Annotated in this window: 17 protein-coding genes and 1 riboswitch; of the genes, 9 read left to right on the top strand and 8 right to left on the bottom strand. The window is 51.3% G+C overall.

Annotated features, from left to right (window positions below):
- Positions 1-9: 9 nt before the first annotated feature.
- Together H3L98_RS02180 and H3L98_RS02175 are read left to right on the top strand one after the other, a co-directional pair.
- Positions 10-2,634, top strand: coding sequence for a TonB-dependent hemoglobin/transferrin/lactoferrin family receptor (locus H3L98_RS02180; RefSeq protein WP_246327830.1), 2,625 nt, complete (start codon positions 10-12; stop codon positions 2,632-2,634).
- A gap of 29 nt (positions 2,635-2,663) precedes the next feature.
- Positions 2,664-3,236 carry a biliverdin-producing heme oxygenase gene (locus H3L98_RS02175; protein ID WP_027022150.1) on the top strand — a complete coding sequence of 191 codons (573 nt, stop codon included), beginning with the start codon at positions 2,664-2,666 and terminating at the stop codon, positions 3,234-3,236.
- Between the two features lie 127 nt (positions 3,237-3,363).
- On the opposite strand, the gene H3L98_RS02170 is transcribed toward H3L98_RS02175, so the two are convergent.
- Together H3L98_RS02170 and polA are read right to left on the bottom strand one after the other, a co-directional pair.
- Positions 3,364-4,029, bottom strand: a complete 666-nt coding sequence (locus H3L98_RS02170) for an NAD(P)H-dependent oxidoreductase (RefSeq protein WP_027022151.1) — start codon at positions 4,027-4,029, stop codon at positions 3,364-3,366.
- Between the two features lie 19 nt (positions 4,030-4,048).
- Positions 4,049-6,814, bottom strand: a complete 2,766-nt coding sequence (gene polA, locus H3L98_RS02165) for a DNA polymerase I (protein ID WP_338025825.1) — start codon at positions 6,812-6,814, stop codon at positions 4,049-4,051.
- 157 nt (positions 6,815-6,971) lie between these two features.
- On the opposite strand from polA, the gene adh reads away from it, so the two are divergent.
- Positions 6,972-8,492 carry an aldehyde dehydrogenase gene (gene adh / locus H3L98_RS02160; RefSeq protein WP_027022153.1) on the top strand — a complete coding sequence of 507 codons (1,521 nt, stop codon included), beginning with the start codon at positions 6,972-6,974 and terminating at the stop codon, positions 8,490-8,492.
- A 59-nt stretch (positions 8,493-8,551) separates the two neighbouring features.
- Here adh and H3L98_RS02155 read toward each other — a convergent pair whose 3' ends face one another.
- From H3L98_RS02155 to H3L98_RS02145, 3 genes are all read right to left on the bottom strand, one after another.
- Positions 8,552-8,950 (bottom strand): hypothetical protein, encoded by a 399-nt coding sequence (locus H3L98_RS02155; protein ID WP_027022154.1) that lies wholly within the window; start codon positions 8,948-8,950, stop codon positions 8,552-8,554.
- A 116-nt stretch (positions 8,951-9,066) separates the two neighbouring features.
- Complete coding sequence (gcvT, locus tag H3L98_RS02150; protein ID WP_027022155.1) at positions 9,067-10,161, bottom strand: glycine cleavage system aminomethyltransferase GcvT; 1,095 nt, start codon at positions 10,159-10,161, stop codon at positions 9,067-9,069.
- 55 nt (positions 10,162-10,216) lie between these two features.
- Positions 10,217-10,294: riboswitch (glycine riboswitch) on the bottom strand.
- Positions 10,295-10,412: 118 nt separating this feature from the next.
- Positions 10,413-12,257: an ABC transporter ATP-binding protein gene (locus H3L98_RS02145; protein ID WP_027022156.1), complete on the bottom strand. Its 1,845-nt coding sequence runs from the start codon at positions 12,255-12,257 to the stop codon at positions 10,413-10,415.
- Positions 12,258-12,366: 109 nt separating this feature from the next.
- Here H3L98_RS02145 and H3L98_RS02140 point away from each other — a divergent pair, with 109 nt between their 5' ends.
- The 3 genes from H3L98_RS02140 to H3L98_RS02130 all read left to right on the top strand — a co-directional run bounded on the left by H3L98_RS02140 (position 12,367) and on the right by H3L98_RS02130 (position 13,611).
- A complete protein-coding gene (locus tag H3L98_RS02140) occupies positions 12,367-12,894 on the top strand; it encodes a hypothetical protein (protein ID WP_124794445.1) in 528 nt (175 codons plus the stop codon).
- On the top strand, positions 12,867-13,175 hold the full coding sequence (locus tag H3L98_RS02135; RefSeq protein WP_027022158.1) for a hypothetical protein: 309 nt from the start codon (positions 12,867-12,869) through the stop codon (positions 13,173-13,175). The genes H3L98_RS02140 and H3L98_RS02135 overlap by 28 nt, the downstream gene beginning before the upstream one ends.
- Positions 13,176-13,266: 91 nt before the next feature.
- Positions 13,267-13,611: a hypothetical protein gene (locus tag H3L98_RS02130; protein WP_027022159.1), complete on the top strand. Its 345-nt coding sequence runs from the start codon at positions 13,267-13,269 to the stop codon at positions 13,609-13,611.
- Positions 13,612-13,651: 40 nt separating this feature from the next.
- On the opposite strand, the gene H3L98_RS02125 is transcribed toward H3L98_RS02130, so the two are convergent.
- Complete coding sequence (locus H3L98_RS02125; RefSeq protein ID WP_027022160.1) at positions 13,652-14,320, bottom strand: HdaA/DnaA family protein; 669 nt, start codon at positions 14,318-14,320, stop codon at positions 13,652-13,654.
- Between the two features lie 202 nt (positions 14,321-14,522).
- Here H3L98_RS02125 and H3L98_RS02120 point away from each other — a divergent pair, with 202 nt between their 5' ends.
- The 3 genes from H3L98_RS02120 to H3L98_RS02110 all read left to right on the top strand — a co-directional run bounded on the left by H3L98_RS02120 (position 14,523) and on the right by H3L98_RS02110 (position 17,487).
- A complete protein-coding gene (locus H3L98_RS02120) occupies positions 14,523-15,029 on the top strand; it encodes a Spy/CpxP family protein refolding chaperone (RefSeq protein WP_027022161.1) in 507 nt (168 codons plus the stop codon).
- A gap of 159 nt (positions 15,030-15,188) precedes the next feature.
- Complete coding sequence (gene uppS / locus H3L98_RS02115; RefSeq protein ID WP_027022162.1) at positions 15,189-15,938, top strand: polyprenyl diphosphate synthase; 750 nt, start codon at positions 15,189-15,191, stop codon at positions 15,936-15,938.
- A 46-nt stretch (positions 15,939-15,984) separates the two neighbouring features.
- Entirely contained in the window at positions 15,985-17,487 is a 1,503-nt protein-coding gene (locus H3L98_RS02110) for a hypothetical protein (protein ID WP_027022163.1), read from the top strand.
- 94 nt (positions 17,488-17,581) lie between these two features.
- On the opposite strand, the gene glmU is transcribed toward H3L98_RS02110, so the two are convergent.
- Together glmU and H3L98_RS02100 are read right to left on the bottom strand one after the other, a co-directional pair.
- Positions 17,582-18,949, bottom strand: a complete 1,368-nt coding sequence (gene glmU, locus H3L98_RS02105; protein WP_027022164.1) for a bifunctional UDP-N-acetylglucosamine diphosphorylase/glucosamine-1-phosphate N-acetyltransferase GlmU — start codon at positions 18,947-18,949, stop codon at positions 17,582-17,584.
- A 15-nt stretch (positions 18,950-18,964) separates the two neighbouring features.
- Positions 18,965-19,171 carry a hypothetical protein gene (locus tag H3L98_RS02100; protein WP_034333617.1) on the bottom strand — a complete coding sequence of 69 codons (207 nt, stop codon included), beginning with the start codon at positions 19,169-19,171 and terminating at the stop codon, positions 18,965-18,967.
- Positions 19,172-19,219 lie beyond the last annotated feature (48 nt).

The raw sequence follows: 19,219 nt of genomic DNA, 5'->3' as shown, positions 1-19,219 counted from the left end.
GGATTGAGCATGTCTTCCGTTCATCAAAAGAAAAAACGCCATCCGAACCGCCGCGCCGTAGGTAAAACCCCCGGTGGTGTCGCCGCCCGCAGCCGCAGCAAAGCCGATTACAAAATGCACGGACGTTTGTCGCATCGCCCTGTGCCGACCGTATTGGCGACTTACCGCAATCTTGCCCCCGCACCGATTAGCCCCTATCCCTGCACCGTGTTGTCCGAACAGCCCAAAACTTCTTTATGGCGTGCCGTACTGCCTGCCTTATTGCTCGTTCCCGCCACTGCGCCTGCCTTGGCTGCCGACAACAACGCAGACGAAGGCAAAACACTCAAGCAGCTTGAAGCCGTTGGCAAACGCCGCAGTAGCGACAAACTTGGCGAAACCCGCACCAAGCGCAAAGCCCTTGATGAACAGATGGTACATGACGAACACGACCTCACCCGTTACGAAACAGGGGTAAGCGTGGTGGAAGGCGGACGCACAGGCTCAAATGGTTTTGCCATTCGTGGCGTGGATAAAGACCGCGTTGCCATCAATGTAGATGGTTTGGCACAAGCCGAAAGCCGTTCTTCCGAAGCCTTCCAAGAACTGTTTGGCGCATACGGCAACTACAACGCCAACCGCAATACCGCCGAAATTGAAAACTTTTCCGAAGTCACCATCAGTAAGGGTGCAGATTCGTTGAAATCAGGCAGTGGCGCACTCGGCGGCGCGGTAAATTACAAAACCAAATCCGCCGAAGATTACGTTCACGAAGACAAGCCCTATTATTTGGGCGCGAAAGCAGGTTATTTAAGCCGCAACAAACAACGTTTTTCCAGCATTACTTTTGCGGGTAAACTGGGCGGTTGGGAAACCCTGCTGGTACACACCCGTCGTCAGGGCGCAGAAACCGCCAATCGCGCAGACGAAAAAGAAACCAAACTCACCAGCGACACCCCTATTTCTTCCGTGTTTAACAACAGCGGCAGCACCCGCAGCGAAAAAGCCTACGGCGTATCGCGCGGCAAACCCGACCCGCAAACATGGGAAAACCAAACCACCCTGTTTAAAACAGGCTACCGTCTCAATTACAACCACTATTTAGGCGGCGTGTTTGAAGAATCCCGTTTAGAACGCCAAACCAAAGAACTTTCTAATTTGTGGACACCCAAAAATCTCGGTTCGGAAGACCCCAGCGGCGATGTGCGTCACCGCAACGATGTCAGCTACCGCCGCCGCATCGGTTTTGAATATCAAGGCACTTTAGAAAAAGGACCTTGGGACAAACTCAAACTGACTTGGGACAAACAAAAAATCACCATGGCAACATGGACATGGGATTTGCCTGCCAACTATTTGGACAAAGGCTTTAATTCCGAAGCCCTGCACATGTACCGTCAAATCCACCAAACCACCCGCCGCGCCGCACTGCAAGCAGACAAACACCTGCCGTTTGAGCGTGCCGATTGGCAAATCCAATACGGCGGCGGTTTGCAAACCAACGACAACGACAACGATAACGTAACCTATTGGGTAAAACTGTTTGCCCCGCACATCGCCACCGCCAACCGCAACGACGATATTTTCCTGTTGAAAACCCGTTCCAAAAGCCGTTACATTTACTGGAACAATGCCTTGAGCTTGGGCGAACGCCGTCAATGGCGTTTGAATATGGGCGTGCGTTACGACCGCAGTGTCAGCAACGCCAAAAACGATGGCAACTACACTGGCACGGTTGCCAAAGTTCTTCCTGAATTAGGCAGCAGCCTGAAGCACGGCGGTACCAGCTATTCGCTGGGCGTGGATTGGCGACCCAACAACCACCTTTCCTTGATGGCAAAAGCCTCTAACGGTTTCCGCGCCCCCACCACAGACGAACTGTGGTTAATGTTCCCACACCCCGATTTTTACCTGAAAGCCAATCCCAAACTCAAAAGCGAAACCGCCCGCAATCTGGAATTGGGTATCAGTGCCAACGGGAAAGCAGGTTCGTTTACCTTATCGGGCTTTAACACCCGTTATCGCAACTTTATTGAACTGGCGTATTTGGGCTTGGGCGTGATGCCGTTTGCCCGCGACAGCTTCCCTGCTGTGGTGTGGCAAAACCAAAACCGTTCCTCTGCCTATGTGCGCGGATTGGAATGGAAAAGCCGTTGGCAGTTAGACAGCATCGGTTTACCTAAAGGTATGTACACAGGCTTAACCGCCACCTATATCAAAGGCAAAGCCAAAGCCGCAGACGGAAAATCCTATCCCATCAATGCCCTGTCGCCGTGGTCTGCCGTGTGGAATATCGGCTACGATGCCCCGTCTAAAAAATGGGGCGCAGCCTTGCATTTAAGCCACACTGCGCGTAAAAAGCCCCAAGACACCATTCACAGCAACGACGATTTAAGCAATCCGTGGCCCTTTGCCAAGCACAGTAAATCCTACACCATAGCCGATGCCAGTGTGTACCGTCATTTTGGCAGACACTTTACCTTACGCGCAGGCGTGAATAACCTGACCAACAAAAAATACTATACTTGGGATGCCTTACGCAGCATCCGCGAATTTGGCACGGTAAACCGTGTGGACAACAAAACCCACGCCGGTATTGACCGATTCACTTCCCCCGGACGCAATTTTAATGTAACCGTGGAAGCCCGTTTCTAAACCCACTTTGGATTGATGAGGAAAAAACCATGTCTGAACAAATGACTTTTGCCGAATACCTGAAAACCAACAGTCGTGCCACCCACGATAGCGTGGATAATATGGTGATGTCGTGCAAACCGTTTGATAATGCCGAAAACTATGCCCGTTTTTTGCAGCTGCAAGCCGTGTTTCATAAAATTGTGGACGATGTGTACCGTGATGAAGCCTTGAATCGTCAAATCCCCAATTTGGCAACATTGGCGCGTTATGATGCCGTGATGCAGGATTTGCAGGACTTGGGTGCACAAGAAGCCAAATTGGACGTAACTTTGCCCAAGCCTGAAGGTGCGGAAGCCATTGGTTGGTTGTATTGTGCTGAAGGTTCTAATATTGGCGCAGCGTTTTTGTTTAAAGACGCACAAGAAAAATTGGGTTTTGGTGCAGAACACGGCGCACGCCATTTGGCACCTCATGCCGATGGTCGCGGTAAGCACTGGCGCGAATTTGTGGGCTATTTGAACGGTTTGAACTTGAATGATGAAGACCGTGAAACGGCTTTGCGCGGCGCATTAAATGCCTTTGCTTTTTATAAAGTTTTGCTGAAAAATATTTTTCATTAAATTTTAAATACTTGCATTTAAACATTTTTGCACTAAAAACGTTTCACGTGAAACAAAAAACGGTTTACCATCATCAGTAAACCGTTTTTTAATTTTTATTTTTTTAAAACCATTGAATATAAAGGATTTATTTCCAGCTAATCACTGCTTGTGCTGACTGGCGGGTTTTGGGGCGCGGGGCATCGGCACGGTAGCCAAACGCGCACATCACTGCCAGCTTATACACTTCGCTATCAAACACGCCTTGTTCTGCCAATAAACGGTTTAAGGTTTCCAAAGGAAAGCCTTCCACCGCAGTAGCATCAATATTGAGTGCAGCGGCAGTGGTCAGCATATTGCCCAAGGCAATATAACATTGTTTGCACGCCCAATCGTAAAAACTGCGTGGATTTTCAGGAGTTAGGGCGAAATCCTGCTCGCAAAATTCGCGGTAACGCTCGCGGCGGAGGGCAGCAGCTTCAGGGGCAATACCATGCACTTGTTCCATCATCTGCATAATATAGGGCGAATCGGCGTGCAAGGTATTGGCTTGACGTGCCAAAATCAGCACAAAGTGGCTGCATTCGCCGATTTTGTCTTTCGCACCCCAAGCGTGTTGCCCGATTAATTGTCGCAGTTCGGGATTTTGTACCACCACAAAATGCCACGGCTCAAAGCCAAACGAGCTGGGCGACAGGCGCGCGCTTTCCAAAATCACTTGGAAGTCGTCTGCGCTGATTTGGCGGTCGGGATTGTATTGCTTGCAGGTGGAACGGGTTTGGTAAAGGTGCAGTAAGTCTTGCGGGGAAATCATGTGTTGACCTTTCGTAAAGTTAGTGGGCGGATTCCCAATTGCTGCCGCTGCCCACTTCGGCAGGCAGGGGGACGTTTAATACCTGTTCGCCTGCTTGTGCCATCAATACAGGCAAGGCTTGGCAAACTTGTGCGCGTTCGTTTTCAGGCACTTGCAATACCAACTCATCGTGTACCTGCATCACCAGCTTGGCAGACAGTTGTTCGTTTTGCAGCCATTGTTGCACCTGAATCATGGCGCGTTTGATTAAATCGGAAGCCGTGCCTTGCATGGGTGCATTGATGGCAGCGCGTTCGGCGGCGGCGCGGGCGTTGGCGTTGCGGCTGTGAATATCGGGCAGATACAAACGTCTGCCAAACAGGGTTTCCACATAACCTTGCGCGTTGGCTTGTTCTTTGGTGCGCTGCATGTATTCGGCAACCCCGGGATAACGGGCAAAATAGCGGTCAATAAAACTCTTGGCGGACAGATTATCAATGCCCAGTGCTTTTGCCAAACCGTATTGACCCATGCCGTAAATCAAACCGAAATTAATGGTTTTGGCATAACGGCGTTGTTCCGCGCCCACTTGTTCGGGGGTAAGCCCGAAAACTTCTGCAGCGGTGCGGCGGTGAATGTCTTCGCCGTTTTGAAATGCTTCAATCAATGTGGTGTCGCCGCTTAAGTGCGCCATAATACGCAATTCAATTTGCGAATAGTCTGCCGACACCATTGCAAAACCTTCAGGCGCAGTAAACGCACGGCGCACGCGCCGTCCTGCTTCGGTACGAATCGGAATATTTTGTAAATTGGGATTGCTGCTTGCCAAACGCCCCGTAACGGTAACGGCTTGGGCGTAAGTGGTATGTACGCGCCCCGTATGCGGCGAAATCATTTCGGGCAGTTTGTCGGTATAGGTGGATTTGAGTTTTGCCAAGCTGCGGTGTTGCAAAATCAACTGCGGCAATTCGTGTTCGCCGGCGAGTTGTTCCAAAACCGCTTCATTGGTGGAAATACCACCTGAAGTGGTTTTTTTCAGCCCTTTGGTGGCAATACCCATTTTATCAAACAGAATTTCCTGCAATTGCTTGGGCGAATTTAGATTAAACGGTTGTCCTGCAATGGTATAAGCGCGTTGTTCTAAATCCAGCAATTCATGTCCCAATTCGTGGCTTTGGCGTGCCAACTCGTGTTGGTCAATGTGTACGCCTGCGCGTTCCATCGCAAACAGCACATCTGACACAGGCAATTCCATGTCTTGATACAAGGACAATTGGCGTTCGTCCATTTGCGTGCGTAAATGCGCTTCAATGCGTAGGGCAAAATCAGCATCCTGACAGGCATAATCGCAGGCTTGCGCCAAAGGCACATCGGCAAAGGGAATTTGTTTTGCGCCTTTTTTACCGCATAAATCTTCATAAGTAATCGTGCTTAAACCCAACCAGCGTAATGCTAGTTCGTCCAAACCGTGTCCGAGATGGCTTTCTACAATATACGATGCCAGCATGGCATCGCCCGCAATGCCCTGTAAATCAATGTGGTGATTGGCGAAAACATGACGGTCGTATTTGAGGTTTTGTCCGATTTTTTTCAGCGCGGGATTTTCCAAATGGGGCTTGAGCGCGGGTAAAACGATATTGCTGTCGAGCTGTTCGAGGGTAAGCGCGGGATTGTGCGCCAAAGGCAGGTAAACGGCATCGCCCGCAGCAAAGGCAATGCTGATGCCGACCAATTGGGCGTTCATGGCATCTAAAGAAGTGGTTTCGGTGTCAATGCCGATGCTGTCGCTTTCGTTGAGACGGGCAAGCAGGGCTTGGAAATCGGATTCGGTGGTGATGCTGCGGTAGTGTACGGCGGCGGGGGCAGTGGCTTGGGTGGTTTCGGCAGCTTGTGAAACAGGCGCAGGGGCAAACAGTTCGGGGGAAGCGTTGCCGTTTTGCTGCTGCTCGGCTTCTTTCAGCCAAGTTTTAAAACCCAAACGGCGGAAGTGTTCCACCAATGCCGTCCAATCGGGTTCGCGCCGCTGTAAATCATGCAAACCTGCGGGCAATTCGTTTTGCAAATCCACATCGGTTTTTAGGGTAACCAGTTGTTTGCTTAAAGGCAGCTGCGGCAAAGCAAGACGCAGGTGTTCGCCTACTTTACCGCCGATTTGTTCGGCGTTTGCGCTCAAGTTTTCCAAAGAACTGTATTGCGCCAGCCATTTGGCAGCGGTTTTGGGACCACATTTTTCTACCCCTGGCACATTATCCACTTTATCGCCCATCAAACTCAAATAATCGGTAATCTGATGGGGTGCAACGCCAAATTTTTCCAACACGCCCGCGCTGTCCAAGGTTTCGCCGCTCATGGTATTGACCAGCGTGATGTGTTCATTAACCAATTGCGCCATGTCTTTATCGCCTGTGGAAATGACCACGCGCCATGCTTGGGCTTCAGCTTGTTTGGCAAGGGTGGCAATCACATCATCGGCTTCCACGCCTGCGGTTTTGAGTACCGTCCAACCCATCAGGCGCACCAGTTCGGGCAATAGGTCGGCTTGCGGGCGCAAATCATCGGGCATGGGCGGGCGTGTGGCTTTGTAATCGGCAAACAGGGTGTGGCGGAAGTTCTGACCTTTGGCATCAAATACGCAGGCACAATAATCGTGGGGGATTTCGGCACGGGCGCGGCGCAACATATTTAATACGCCGTAAACGGCATTGGTGGGTGTACCGTCAGGCGCAGAAAGATGGGTCATGGCATAAAAGGCGCGGTACAGATAAGATGAACCGTCAACCAAAAGCAAAGTAGGCATGGACATCACAATCGCTTAAAACAAAAACGCATGGATTATACTGGATTCCACCGCAGGGATTGTGTCGGCTGATGTGGTGCATCACAAAAACCAAAGCCGCTGGCAGGGGCGTTCAAAACACCTTAATATCAAACTTCCCTTACACCCCCGTCAGGAGCGAGTCATTATGAAATACGCAGTCCCCAATACCCCCGACAGCATTGTGCAATTCAAAAGCCGTTATGAAAACTATATCGGCGGACAATGGGTAGCGCCCGTCGACGGCGAGTATTTTGATGATATCAGCCCGATTACCGGCAAGCCTTTTGCCCAAGTGCCGCGTTCGCAGGCAGCCGATGTGGAAAAAGCCCTTGATGCTGCCCATGCCGCCAAAGATGCTTGGGGCAAAACATCGGTAAGCGAGCGCAGCCGCATTCTGTTGCAGATTGCCGACCGCATGGAACAGAATCTGGAAAAAATCGCCGTTGCCGAAACATGGGAAAACGGCAAACCCGTGCGCGAAACTTTAGCGGCTGATATTCCCTTGGCGGTGGACCATTTCCGTTATTTTGCCGGCGTGATTCGCGCCCAAGAAGGCGGTATTTCCGAAATTGACCACGACACCGTTGCCTATCATTTTCACGAACCTTTGGGCGTAGTCGGACAAATTATTCCGTGGAACTTCCCCATTTTGATGGCAGCGTGGAAAATCGCCCCTGCGCTGGCAGCGGGCAACTGCATCGTCTTGAAACCTGCCGAGCAAACCCCCGTATCCATTTTGTATTTATTGGAAATTATTGGCGATTTACTGCCTGCGGGCGTGTTAAACGTAGTAAACGGTTTCGGCATTGAATGCGGCAAACCCTTGGCACAAAGCCCGCGTATTGCCAAAGTAGCCTTTACCGGCGAAACCGGCACGGGCAAGCTGATTATGGGCTATGCCAGCGAAAACATCATTCCCGTTACCTTGGAATTGGGCGGAAAAAGCCCCAGCATTTTCTTTGAAGACGTGATGGACGCAGACGATGCCTTTTTAGACAAATGTTTGGAAGGTTTTGCCATGTTTGCCCTTAATCAGGGCGAAGTGTGTACCTGTCCTTCCCGTGTGCTGGTGCAAGAATCCATTTACGAAAAATTTATGGAAAAAGCCGTTGCCCGCGTGAAAGCCATTAAAGCAGGTGACCCCTTGGACACCGATACCATGGTAGGCGCACAAGCCAGCCAAGAACAGTTTGACAAAATTGAAAGCTATTTGAAGCTGGGTAAAGAAGAAGGTGCAGAAGTGTTGGCAGGCGGTACGGCACGTCAGGAAGCAGGCGAATTGGCAGGCGGTTTTTATATTGAACCCACCATCTTTAAAGGCAACAACAGCATGCGTATTTTCCAAGAAGAAATTTTTGGACCTGTGGTTGCCGTTACCACCTTTAAAACCGCCGAAGAAGCGCTTGCCATTGCCAACGACACCCAATTTGGTTTGGGCGCAGCCGTGTGGAGCCGCGACATGAACACCGCTTACCGCATCGGACGCGGCATTCAGGCAGGGCGCGTATGGACCAATTGCTACCATCTGTATCCCGCCCATGCTGCATTTGGCGGCTACAAAAAATCAGGCATCGGACGCGAAACCCACAAAATGATGCTGGAACACTATCAGCAAACCAAATGCCTGCTGGTGAGCTACTCGCCCGATAAATTGGGCTTCTTCTAAATCCGCAGCACACGTTTGATTTGAATCCGCGCAATTACTTTATATTGCGCGGATTTTTATTAAAAAACATTGGTTTGATCAATTTCAATAAAAGGAAAAAATAATCTGTATCTATCCAGTATATGCGGATTTTCCTCTAATGCTTTGAGTGCCTCTGCTTTTGTCATATCTGGTTCATACAGATTGATGTTTCTTGCAAATGCGATGCCAGTTAAAGCATTTTTTTCGGCTTCCGACAAATCACTATTCGGTGCAAACCCGATGATTTTATAGATATGGCATAAACCTTGATTAAAATCAATCAGGTCAAATACATAATGAGGCGTTTCATCTATGGGCATCTGCAAAATAACCCTATCAATCCACAGATTAAACTCTCTAATATCAATAGATTGAGAGAATAAATTTGCCAGCACGAAACCCAAATCATGGCTGTTTTCCCTGTATATTTTCCACATATTACATTGGCTTATTGATGTTTAAACAGCAGCAGCTTGGGTTGGGCAAATCCATAACCCAATGTTTTTTATGCAATGAATCAACCCAAGCTACTGTTTTCAGGCTGCCTGAAACATCAGTCAAACTGCTTTTTGCCGTTACGCACAAACGGCAGTTTCAACACGCGCACATCGGTCAGCGTGCCGCGAATATCCACTTGTGCGGTATCGCCTGTTTCTTTCGGCACGCGGGCAATGGCGATGGACTGCTTCAGGCTGGGCGAAAACGTACCGCTGGTAATCACGCCTTTGCCGTGTGCGGTCACGACTTCCATGCCTTCGCGCAAAACGCCGCGCGTTTCCAGCAGCAAACCAACCTGTTTGACATCCACACCTGCGTTTTTCAATGCCAGCAAAGCGGTTTTGCCGATAAAGTCGCGGTTTTCGTCTTTTAAATCCACTGTCCAGCCCATGCCTGCGCGTAAAGGGCTGGTTTCTTCGTCCATATCGTGTCCGTACAAATTCATGCCTGCTTCCATGCGCAGGGTGTCGCGCGCGCCCAAGCCGCAGGGTTGTACGCCAGCTTCGCGCAGAGCGGCAAAAAAGCCGTTGGCTTCGGTGGCAGGCAAAATCACTTCTACGCCTTCTTCGCCTGTGTAGCCTGTGCGGGCAACAAACCAGTCATTGCCCAAATCCGCGCCTTGGAACACCGCCAAGCCGTTTACGGTATCCGCCCATTCGGGTTTGACGGACAACAGTTTTTCTACGGCTTTCGGACCTTGTACGGCAAGCATCGCCAAATCATAACGGGGGGTGATTTCTACGCCGAATGCTGCGCCGATTTGGTTAAACTGCGCCAAATCTTTTTCGCGGGTGGCGGCGTTGGATACAATGCGGTATTGGGTTTCGGCTTCGTTGGCGCGGTAAACAATCAGGTCGTCCATCACGCCGCCTTGTTCGTTCAACATGGCGGAATACAGGGCTTTACCGACAAAAGACAGTTTCGCCACATCGTTTGCCAGCAGTTTGCGGAAAAAGTCGCGGGCGCGTTCGCCACGCACGTCCGACACCAGCATATGCGATACGTCAAACATGCCTGCATCGGTACGCACGGCTTCGTGTTCTTGAATTTGCGAACCGTAATTAACGGGCAATTCCCAGCCGGCAAAATCAACGAGTTTGCCGCCTGCGTCTTTGTGGGCTTGGTTAAAGGGGGTGGTTTTGACAGACATGGGGTTCTCCAAACAATAAACAAAACAAGGTTGCCAACAAAGTTTGATTTTGTCGGCAACCCTATCTGTCCGTTTACCTGAGAGTTTTGCCCCTTCGGTGGGCGCGTGTGCGCCGCTCTCCAGATGTGAGTGATGCTGTGCAGTCCGTTTACCTGAGCGATTTAAGGGTGTCTGCGCCTTCGGTGCCGCGTGTTGGCGGGCTCTCCTGCCTAGCTGGGCGATTGTTGCAGAAAGGCAGGGTTTTGGCAAACTTATTCAATTTGTTCGGGCAAAAAACCGCCGCTTTGGTGCGCCCACAGCTTGGCATACAAACCGTTCTGTTCCAACAATTGCGCGTGTGTGCCTTCTTCGACAATGCGCCCTTCGTCCAAAACCACCAGCCTGTCCATGGCTGCTACGGTAGATAAACGGTGGGCGATGGCAATCACGGTTTTACCGTCCATCATTTTGTCCAAGCTGCTTTGAATGGCGTTTTCCACTTCGGAATCTAGCGCGCTGGTGGCTTCGTCCAACACCAAAATCGGGGCGTTTTTCAGCATCACGCGGGCAATGGCAATGCGTTGGCGTTGTCCGCCGGACAGCTTCACACCACGGTCGCCCACTTGAGCATCATAGCCAATGCGCCCTTGCGGGTCAGACAAACGGGCGATAAATTCGGCGGCTTCGGCTTGTTCGGCGGCGCGGCGCATATCGTCTTCATCGGCATCGGGGCGACCGTAAACAATATTGTCGCGCACGGAACGGTGCAGTAATCCCGTGTCCTGTGTGACCAAACCAATGTGTTCGCGCAGGCTTTCTTGACGCACGGCGGCGATGTTTTGACCATCAATGGTAATGCGCCCGTTTTGGGCATCGTAAAAACGCAGCAGCAGATTGACCAAAGTGGATTTGCCTGCGCCGCTGCGCCCGATTAAACCAACTTTTTCGCCACTTTTTACCGTTAAATTAAAGTTTTCCAATAGGGGACGGGCAGCATCGTAATGAAACGAGACGTTTTCAAAACGGATTTCGCCTTGTTTAACCTGCAAGGGCGGCGCATCGGGCGCGTCTAATACCGTGTGCGGGCGCGATAGGGTTGCCATACCGTCTGCCACCGTGCCGATGTGTTCAAACAAATGCGCCGATTCCCACATAATGTGGTTGGAAAAATCGCGCACACGCAATGCCACGGCAATCGCGGTTGCCACCGTACCCGCGCCCACCGCGCCTTGTTGCCACAACACCAGCCCCAAAGCAGTGGTTAAGGTAATCAGTCCGATGCCTGCGGCTGCCGATGCCGTACCCATCAGCGTTGCCAAGCGCATCTGACGGTGAACGGTATGCATAAATTCCTGCATAGAATCTTTAGCATAATCGGCTTCGCGCGTGCCGTGTGAAAACAGTTTCACAATGGCGATATTGGAATAGGCATCGGTAATGCGCCCCGTCATCATGCTGCGGGCATCGGCTTGGGCTTTGGCGGCGCGTCCCACGCGCGGAATGGACACTTTCATCAGCGTACCGAACACCAGCACCCACAGGATAAACGGCAGCACCAAACGCCAGTCCAAAGCCGCCAAAATCGCCCCTGCTGTCAGCAGATACACGCCCGTATGCACCAGCATTTCAATCAGAATCATCACCGTATCGCGCACCGACAAAGCCGTTTGCATCACTTTGGCGGCGATACGTCCCGCAAATTCATTGTGATAAAACGCCAAGGACTGATTGAGCATGTGTCGGTGAAACTGCCAGCGCAAACGCATGGGAAACACACCCTGCAAGGTTTGCAGGCGCACGGTGTTGGCAGAGAAGCGCACCAGCACCAGCAGTCCCATCAGCAAGGCCATGCCCGCCAAGCTGCTGCCTTTTTCCTGCCACAACGCATCGGGGGCGTATTGTCCCAACCAATCCACAATCATGCCCATAAAACGGAACATCATGGCTTCCAACAAACCTGCCGTTGCCGTGAGCAGCACCAACAGCAACAGCCAGCCGCGCAGTCCTTGGGTAGATGTCCAAACAAATGCAGCAATCCCGCCTTGCGGGGGCGGGGAAACGGAATCGGGGTAGGTTTCAATGCGGGTTTCAAACCAGCGGAACAAAGGTCGCAGCATACGGACTCGCAGGGCAAAAACCGTTTATTATAACGCAAAGCCCGCTGTTTGACGGACTCTTGCAGAAACGATATAGTTGATTTTAACTGAAATGATTCAAGGAAAAGGTGTGAGCCGTATCGTTACCCTGCCTGTGGCACTGTATCTATTGGGGCATTTGCTGTTTGGGGTGCTAGACAACGCCGCTGATGCTTTTGCCGCGCCCGCTGATGATAAGCTGTCGGCTTGGCTGCAACTGTTTGCCAATGGCGGTATGTGGCTGTTGCTGGCGTTTGGCACAGCGGCGCTGCTGCAATTGCAAACCCACAATAAACGCGGACAAATCCGTTCGTGGAACGCAGCGCGTGTCTTGGGTATGCTGCTGATCTTCGCGTTTACCCTGCCTTCGTTGCCCTTGTGGGCGCGCGCAGCTTGGCAGTGGTTTACAGTGGGGCAAAGCCATATCGCGTTTGCACCGTTTTCGTATTTATTGGCAGCTTTGTGCCAACCTTTATTGTTAGCTGCCTGTGTGGGCGCATTGTGGCGACAATGGCATTTAATCCGCCGTTTGCGCCACGCCCGCGCCACTGCTTTTGCCCCCAACACCGTTTACATTCCCCCCACCCGCACTTGGAAACCTTGGAAACTGCGCCGATGATGAATCCCGAACAGCTGCGCCACTGCTTTCAGCACGCCACCGATGACGAATTAGCCGAATTTATTCAACAACACGGTACTTTACTGGCTTTATTCAACGAAACATGGACACAGTTTCAAAACGAACGCCGACAACGCTCGTCTGAACCTGTGCGCGAATACGCTGCCGATATTTCGCCCGAACAATTAAGCCATCATGCTATTGATGAAGACGAAACCCTGCGTTTTTTTGAGCATTTTGAGCGTGAACGGCTGCACAACGACAGTCCTTACCGCCGTTAAACCAAGCATAAAAAAGCGAATAATCTTACTATGGAACAATAAAATGGCATGGTCAAAGAGTGACAGATTCAAAATAACGGCTTATTTTTTGATGGTTATCCTGACCTTATTTGCCGTTTTGATTATGCTTGACAGGTTTTTCATCAAACAGCGGATAGCGTTTATCACCGCACAAATTAACCAATATCAATTAACACACCACACCTTACCTGCCAATATTGATTTTATCCCGCATAAAAAGAAATTGGAAAAAAAGGACTTGGAAAGAGAGTCTTGGTGTGCATTTTCAGATTCTGCCCTACCTGGTTGGGGGTATTGCTATTATGGGCTATTTCAAAACGACTATGTTTTTGTCGTTAAGGGATATTACTCAAGCATACTCTATGAACCGTGCACAAAGGGTTTTGTTTACAATTCCCCCAAATATACGATGTGACAAGCGATGGCGACAACCTGTCCCGTTATGGGAATCCAACCTAGTTTTTATGTTCTTTTAATAGTTGTTTGAGCAGTGCCAGCGTCATCGGCTTGCCCGAATGAATGGAATAATTTGCCAAATCGTCAAACATTTGCAGCAGGCTGTTCATGTCTTGTTTCCAGTTGGCAAGCAGATAGGGATAAATGCGTGGGTCAATATTGAGACGGCGGGTGTCCGCCATATTGGTTAGGGCGTCTATTTTTTCTTGAACGCTCAGCGGTTTGACTTCGTAAGGCAGGCAGTAGGCAACGCGGGTACGCAAATCTTCGCGCAAATTGAGACGGCTGGGGTGCAAATCGGAACTGAGCAGCAGATAGCCCTGACGGGAATTGCGGAAGCGGTTGAAAACATTAAATAATGCAGTTTGTTCGCGGCTGCGCAGTTTTTCAATCTGGTCAATGGCAACATAGCAGGCATCGCCAATCAGCTGCTCGCTCAAGGTGTGCGCAGCAGCATCAATATACACTGCCTGATGTCCGTTTTGCAGCGCCTGACCCACCCACGATTGCAGAATGTGGCTTTTGCCCGAACCACGCTCGCCCCACAAATAAATGAATTGGTCGTGTTCTTGCTGCAAAATATAAATCAGTTCGGCATTTTCGTTGCCGAGCAGTTTGTCGAAGCGCGGATAAAGCGGTTCGGCGAAATCCAGACTCAGTTGGTTCACGGCTGCGCTAATCACCAAGGGTTAGAAAATATGGGCGCAGATTGTAATGCTTGCGCCATCATCTGTATAGGGCAGGCGCGGTATTTCGTGCCAAAATGTCTTTACGCGCCATGCGTCAATTTTACCCGTGCCAACGGCGGTTTACACACAAACAGGCTATGATTCGGTTTTTGCGATATGTATGGATTGAAAGGATTGAAAAATGAAAAAAATTACCACTTTGGCACTGGCTTTATTGATTGGTGCGAATTTTGCCACTGCCGCCGACCCTGTGGCACGCAACTATCAGGGTGCACCTGCCCAAAATCATCATCAACAGGGTAAACGTGATGGTTTGCCGCGTGGTTTTGAGCAATTGAATTTGTCGGAAGAACAAAAAGCCAAAATCCGTGCCATCGCGCAATCTGACCGCGCAGCCCGTCCCGCCACAGATAAATCTGCCCGCCGCGATGCCGCAAAACAAAAAATGCAACACCGCCGCGAACAGGAACGCCGTTTGTTAGATGCCCGTCATTTTGACGAACAGGCAGCGCAAAAGCTGATTAACGAACGCCAACAGGAACGTTTGGCGATGCAGCAGCAGCACGCGGAACGCGAATTGCAGATGTTGAAAAAACGCCACGCGATTTTTCAGGTGCTGACCCCCGAACAGCAACGCCAGTACCGTCAGATGCAAAATGAAAAAGCAGGCAAACGCAGCCGCCCATAAGCCTTTTGCCCCAAATATGCGCCCGCAGCTCAAACGCTTGCGGGCGCATTGGCGTGTGTGTCTGCCGCAACGGACAGGCTTTCGCGGTGTCGGTTTGCAAACAGTTGTATCGGTTTGCTATATAATGGCGTCTTTATTCTTTTTGCGAAAGATTTGCCGATGGCCGCCAGCAGCACCCAAACCATTCTCGAACACCGCGATACGCCGCGCCATGTGGCCGTGATTATGGACGGTAACGGTCGTTGGGCGAAAAAACGCTTTTTGCCACGGGTGATGGGACACCGTCAGGGCTTGGAAGCCTTGGAAGAAATGTGTCGTGTGTGTGCGAGTACGGGCGTGGAATATTTGACCGTGTTTGCCTTTTCCACCGAAAACTGGCGGCGTCCGCAAGATGAAGTCTCGTTTTTGATGGATTTGTTTTTAAACGCTTTAAACAAGCGGGTTGGCAAAATGCACGAAAACGGTTTGCGCCTGAAAATCATCGGCGACCGCAGCCGCTTCAGTGATGCCATCCGCCAAGGTATTGAACATGCCGAAACGCTGACCGCCGCCAATACGGGGCTAACGCTGACCATTGCGGCGGATTACGGCGGACGTTGGGATATTTTGCAAGCGGCGAATGCGCTGTTGCGCGAAGGCAAAACCGAAATCAGCGAGCAGGATTTAACCGCCAAACTGATGTTGGGTGATGCACCCGAACCCGATTTGTTTATCCGCACGGGTGGCGAAACGCGCATCAGCAATTTTATGTTGTGGCAAATGGCGTACGCCGAATTTTATTTTACCGATGCGCTGTGGCCTGATTTCAACGAAGCGGAGATTTTACAGGCGTTTGCTTCGTTTAAGCAGCGCGAACGGCGTTTCGGGCGCACGTCTGAACAATTACCGCCCGAACAGCAGCGTCCTTGATTTTCCCATCTGCACCGTTTATTTTTCCTTGACAGAATAACTGCCTATGTCCTACCGCTCCGACCCGCGCCGCCGTTCTGCCGCGCCGCCGCCCGCCGAACCTGCTCAATGCAACCGTCCTTTGCAAAAGATGCTGTTGGGTTCTGCTGTGGGTTTTTTCGGCGCATCTATGGTTTTGCCGTTTCAAGACGACAAACCAGGGCTGTGGGCGGTGTTTACCGTGTTGGGGCATCCGTTTGAGCTGCTGTATTGGCTGTTTCCGATTTGTACGCTGGCGTTTGTGCCCGTTTTGTTCCGTTTGCACGAAACCCGTCTGCCGATTTTTAAAGCCCTACTGGTGGGCGTTTTGATGCTGTTGGCGGTAATTAACCTGTATTTTGACCGCAACGGTATCGCGGTAGGCATAGGCGTGGCGTTTTGGCTGGCATCGGGCTATATGCTGTTTGCCGCTGCCATGCGCTGGCGTTATCCGCGTGGCGGTTTAAAAACGAGTTTGTCTTCGCTGGTGTTGGCGATTGTATTAAGTATTTGGATGCAGGGAGTGTTTCAAGGCGGCAACGGCGGACATATCTGGAATTCACGCGGACAAACCCCCGATGATTCCATGCTGCCATCTGCCAAAACCGCGCCCGAAGCCCCCGCGCCTGCCCGTCAAAACGTCCCCGCTGCCAGCTTGGGCGCACTGAATCGTCAAACCCTGATTGCGGTAAACCGCGACCGTAATCTGTACAACCCTTGGGCAGAAAAAGACGCTGAAGCCACCTGCGAAACCGCCATCCGCCGCGACTATCCCGTTTTGCTGCCGCCGCGTTTTAGCGAAGACGGCTATGAATGGCGCAACTACCAGCACAGCGATGCCGCGTGCAATACCCTGTTATATGTCGGCACCCCCGGTTTATCGAAAAAACCCGATTTGGATTACCGCATCGCCCAAGACCACCGCAACAACACCTATCTGCTGCTGGTCAATCAAAAAGGCAATGAACTCTACACACACACCTTTACCCCCGACAGCGGCGGTGTAACCGATACCGCCTATATTGAAACATTAAATCAAGGCTTTGCCAAAATGGTGGACAATCCCACCCCCAATCAGCTGTTAGACGGCGAATACGTCTTTTCCAAAGCCGCCATGCCTGCTCAGGCAGATATCCTGATGCGCGGCTGCGCGTGGAAGCCTGTAAACGGTCGTCCCAATACCTACCAATGGGGAACGGGACGCATCAACTGGCGCGGACAAGCCCTGTTACGCCCTGAAAATTTCTGTTCCAAAACCCATGTCGGCGTTGCTCACTTATCGCCGCATCCGCAAGCCCATCTGGCAGGCAATGCCGTGGATAACCGACTGTATGTGAAACTGTTTCGCGGCGAAGATTTAAAACCTGTTGAATGCGGCGCTGTTTCCCTGCCTTTAGACAGCAACGATGTGGAAGCATGGCAATCAGGGCAACTGCAAGCCGAAAGCATCCGCATTGAAACCGCCGCTGCAGGCAGCTGTATCAATGTAAAAGTCAAATTAAGTGACGGACGGGTGCTGGGCAGCAGTTGAATAGGTCTGATTTTATTGGCTCGCCTTGCGTAAAAAAGCGCAGCTTAAACAGAAACGCTGTGTTTGATGTCAAGCTGCGCAAATGGTTTAAATATTAGGATTTTTTCGGTTTTTCGGGGCGAACCCAGTGTTCTACCGTGTGCTGACGCGCCCGTCCCAGCGTGAGTTTGTTGGCAGGGCAGGTTTTGGTAATCACGCTGCCTGCGCCTGTGGTGGCACGGTCTTCCACAGTTACGGGCGCAACAATCATCGTTCCCGAACCAATGCGGACATCGTTGCCAATCTGGGTATGATGTTTGTTTACGCCGTCATAATTGCAGGTAATCGTGCCTGCACCAATATTGCTGCTTTCGCCAATGGTGGCATCGCCGATATAGCTTAAGTGGTTGGCTTTGCTGCCACGCCCGATGCTGCTGTTTTTCACTTCCACAAAATTGCCAATGTGTACGCCGTCTGCCAGCACGGCATTCGGGCGCAAACGGGCATACGGTCCGATGCGAGCATCTGCGCCTACCGTGCAGTTTTCCAAATGGCTGAACGGGGCAATCACTGTGCCTGCGCCGATACGGGCGTTAATCAAGACACAGTTTGCGCCGATAATCACGTTGTCGCCCAATTGGCATTCGCCTTCAAAAATGCAGTTGGCATGAATGTGTACGTCGCGCCCGTGGCTAAGCGTGCCGCGCAGGTCAAAACGGGCGGGGTCGGCAAGGGTGACACCTGCGGTTAAGAGGGCGTGTGCTTGTTCTTGTTGGTAAATGCGTTCCAGTTCTGCCAATTGGACTTTATTGTTTACGCCTGCTGCCAAATGGGAAGCACGCACGGGCAAGGGACGTACGGGAATATTGTCCTGTTTGGCAAGGGCAACGACATCGGTCAGATAATATTCGCCTTGGGCGTTGTTGCTTTGCAGGGCGTTCAGCCATGCGGCTAAAGGTTTGTTGGGCAACACAAACATACCCGTGTTGATTTCTTTGATGCGTTTTTGTTCGGCATCGGCATCTTTTTCTTCCACAATGGCGGAAACTGCGCCTTGGGCATCGCGGATAATGCGCCCGTAGCCTGTGGGGTTGTCGGCGGTATCGGTGAGCAGGGCAACGTCTTCACCTGCAGTGTCAAGCAGTTGGCGCAGGGTGTCGCTGTCGGTTAAAGGGACGTCGCCGTACAGCACCAAGGTGCGCCCGTGTGCGGGCAGGTGCGGCAGCGCGGTTTTAAGGGCGTGTCCTGTGCCAAGCTGTTCGGTTTGTTCCACCCAATTGACATCATACTGCGCCAACTGTGCCAAAACGGTGTCTTTACCGTGTCCCACCACCACATGAATGCCTTGCGGATTCAGGCTTTGTGCGGTTTCAATGACCCGTGCCAGCATGCTTTTGCCGCCGATGCGGTGCAACACTTTGGGCAGTGCCGAATACATGCGCGTGCCTTTGCCCGCTGCCAAAATCACAATATTCAAATCCATTGCCGTGCCTTTCGTTTATTTTTGATTGGGGGTTAAAACATGGGGTTCGGGGCGCAAACCGTGGTAATGCGGATTTTGCGAGGCTGCGCCTTGGGTGTAAACAATGCCGCTGCCTGCGGGGTATTTTTGGCGCAAACGAGTTTGCCCCTGCGCGTTTTGGTAGGTTTCCCAAGTGCATGCGCCCAACGCCAGCACGCACAGCAGAGCCAAGGTGGTTTTCATCGGTATTCCTTTTTCGGTATGGTTGATTAAAATTGCAACGATACGGCG

Source organism: Conchiformibius steedae (genome assembly GCF_014054725.1).
GTDB classification, from domain to species: domain Bacteria; phylum Pseudomonadota; class Gammaproteobacteria; order Burkholderiales; family Neisseriaceae; genus Conchiformibius; species Conchiformibius steedae.
The sequence above is the reverse complement of the archived record's forward strand: the minus strand, read 5'-3'. Positions and strand labels throughout refer to the sequence as shown.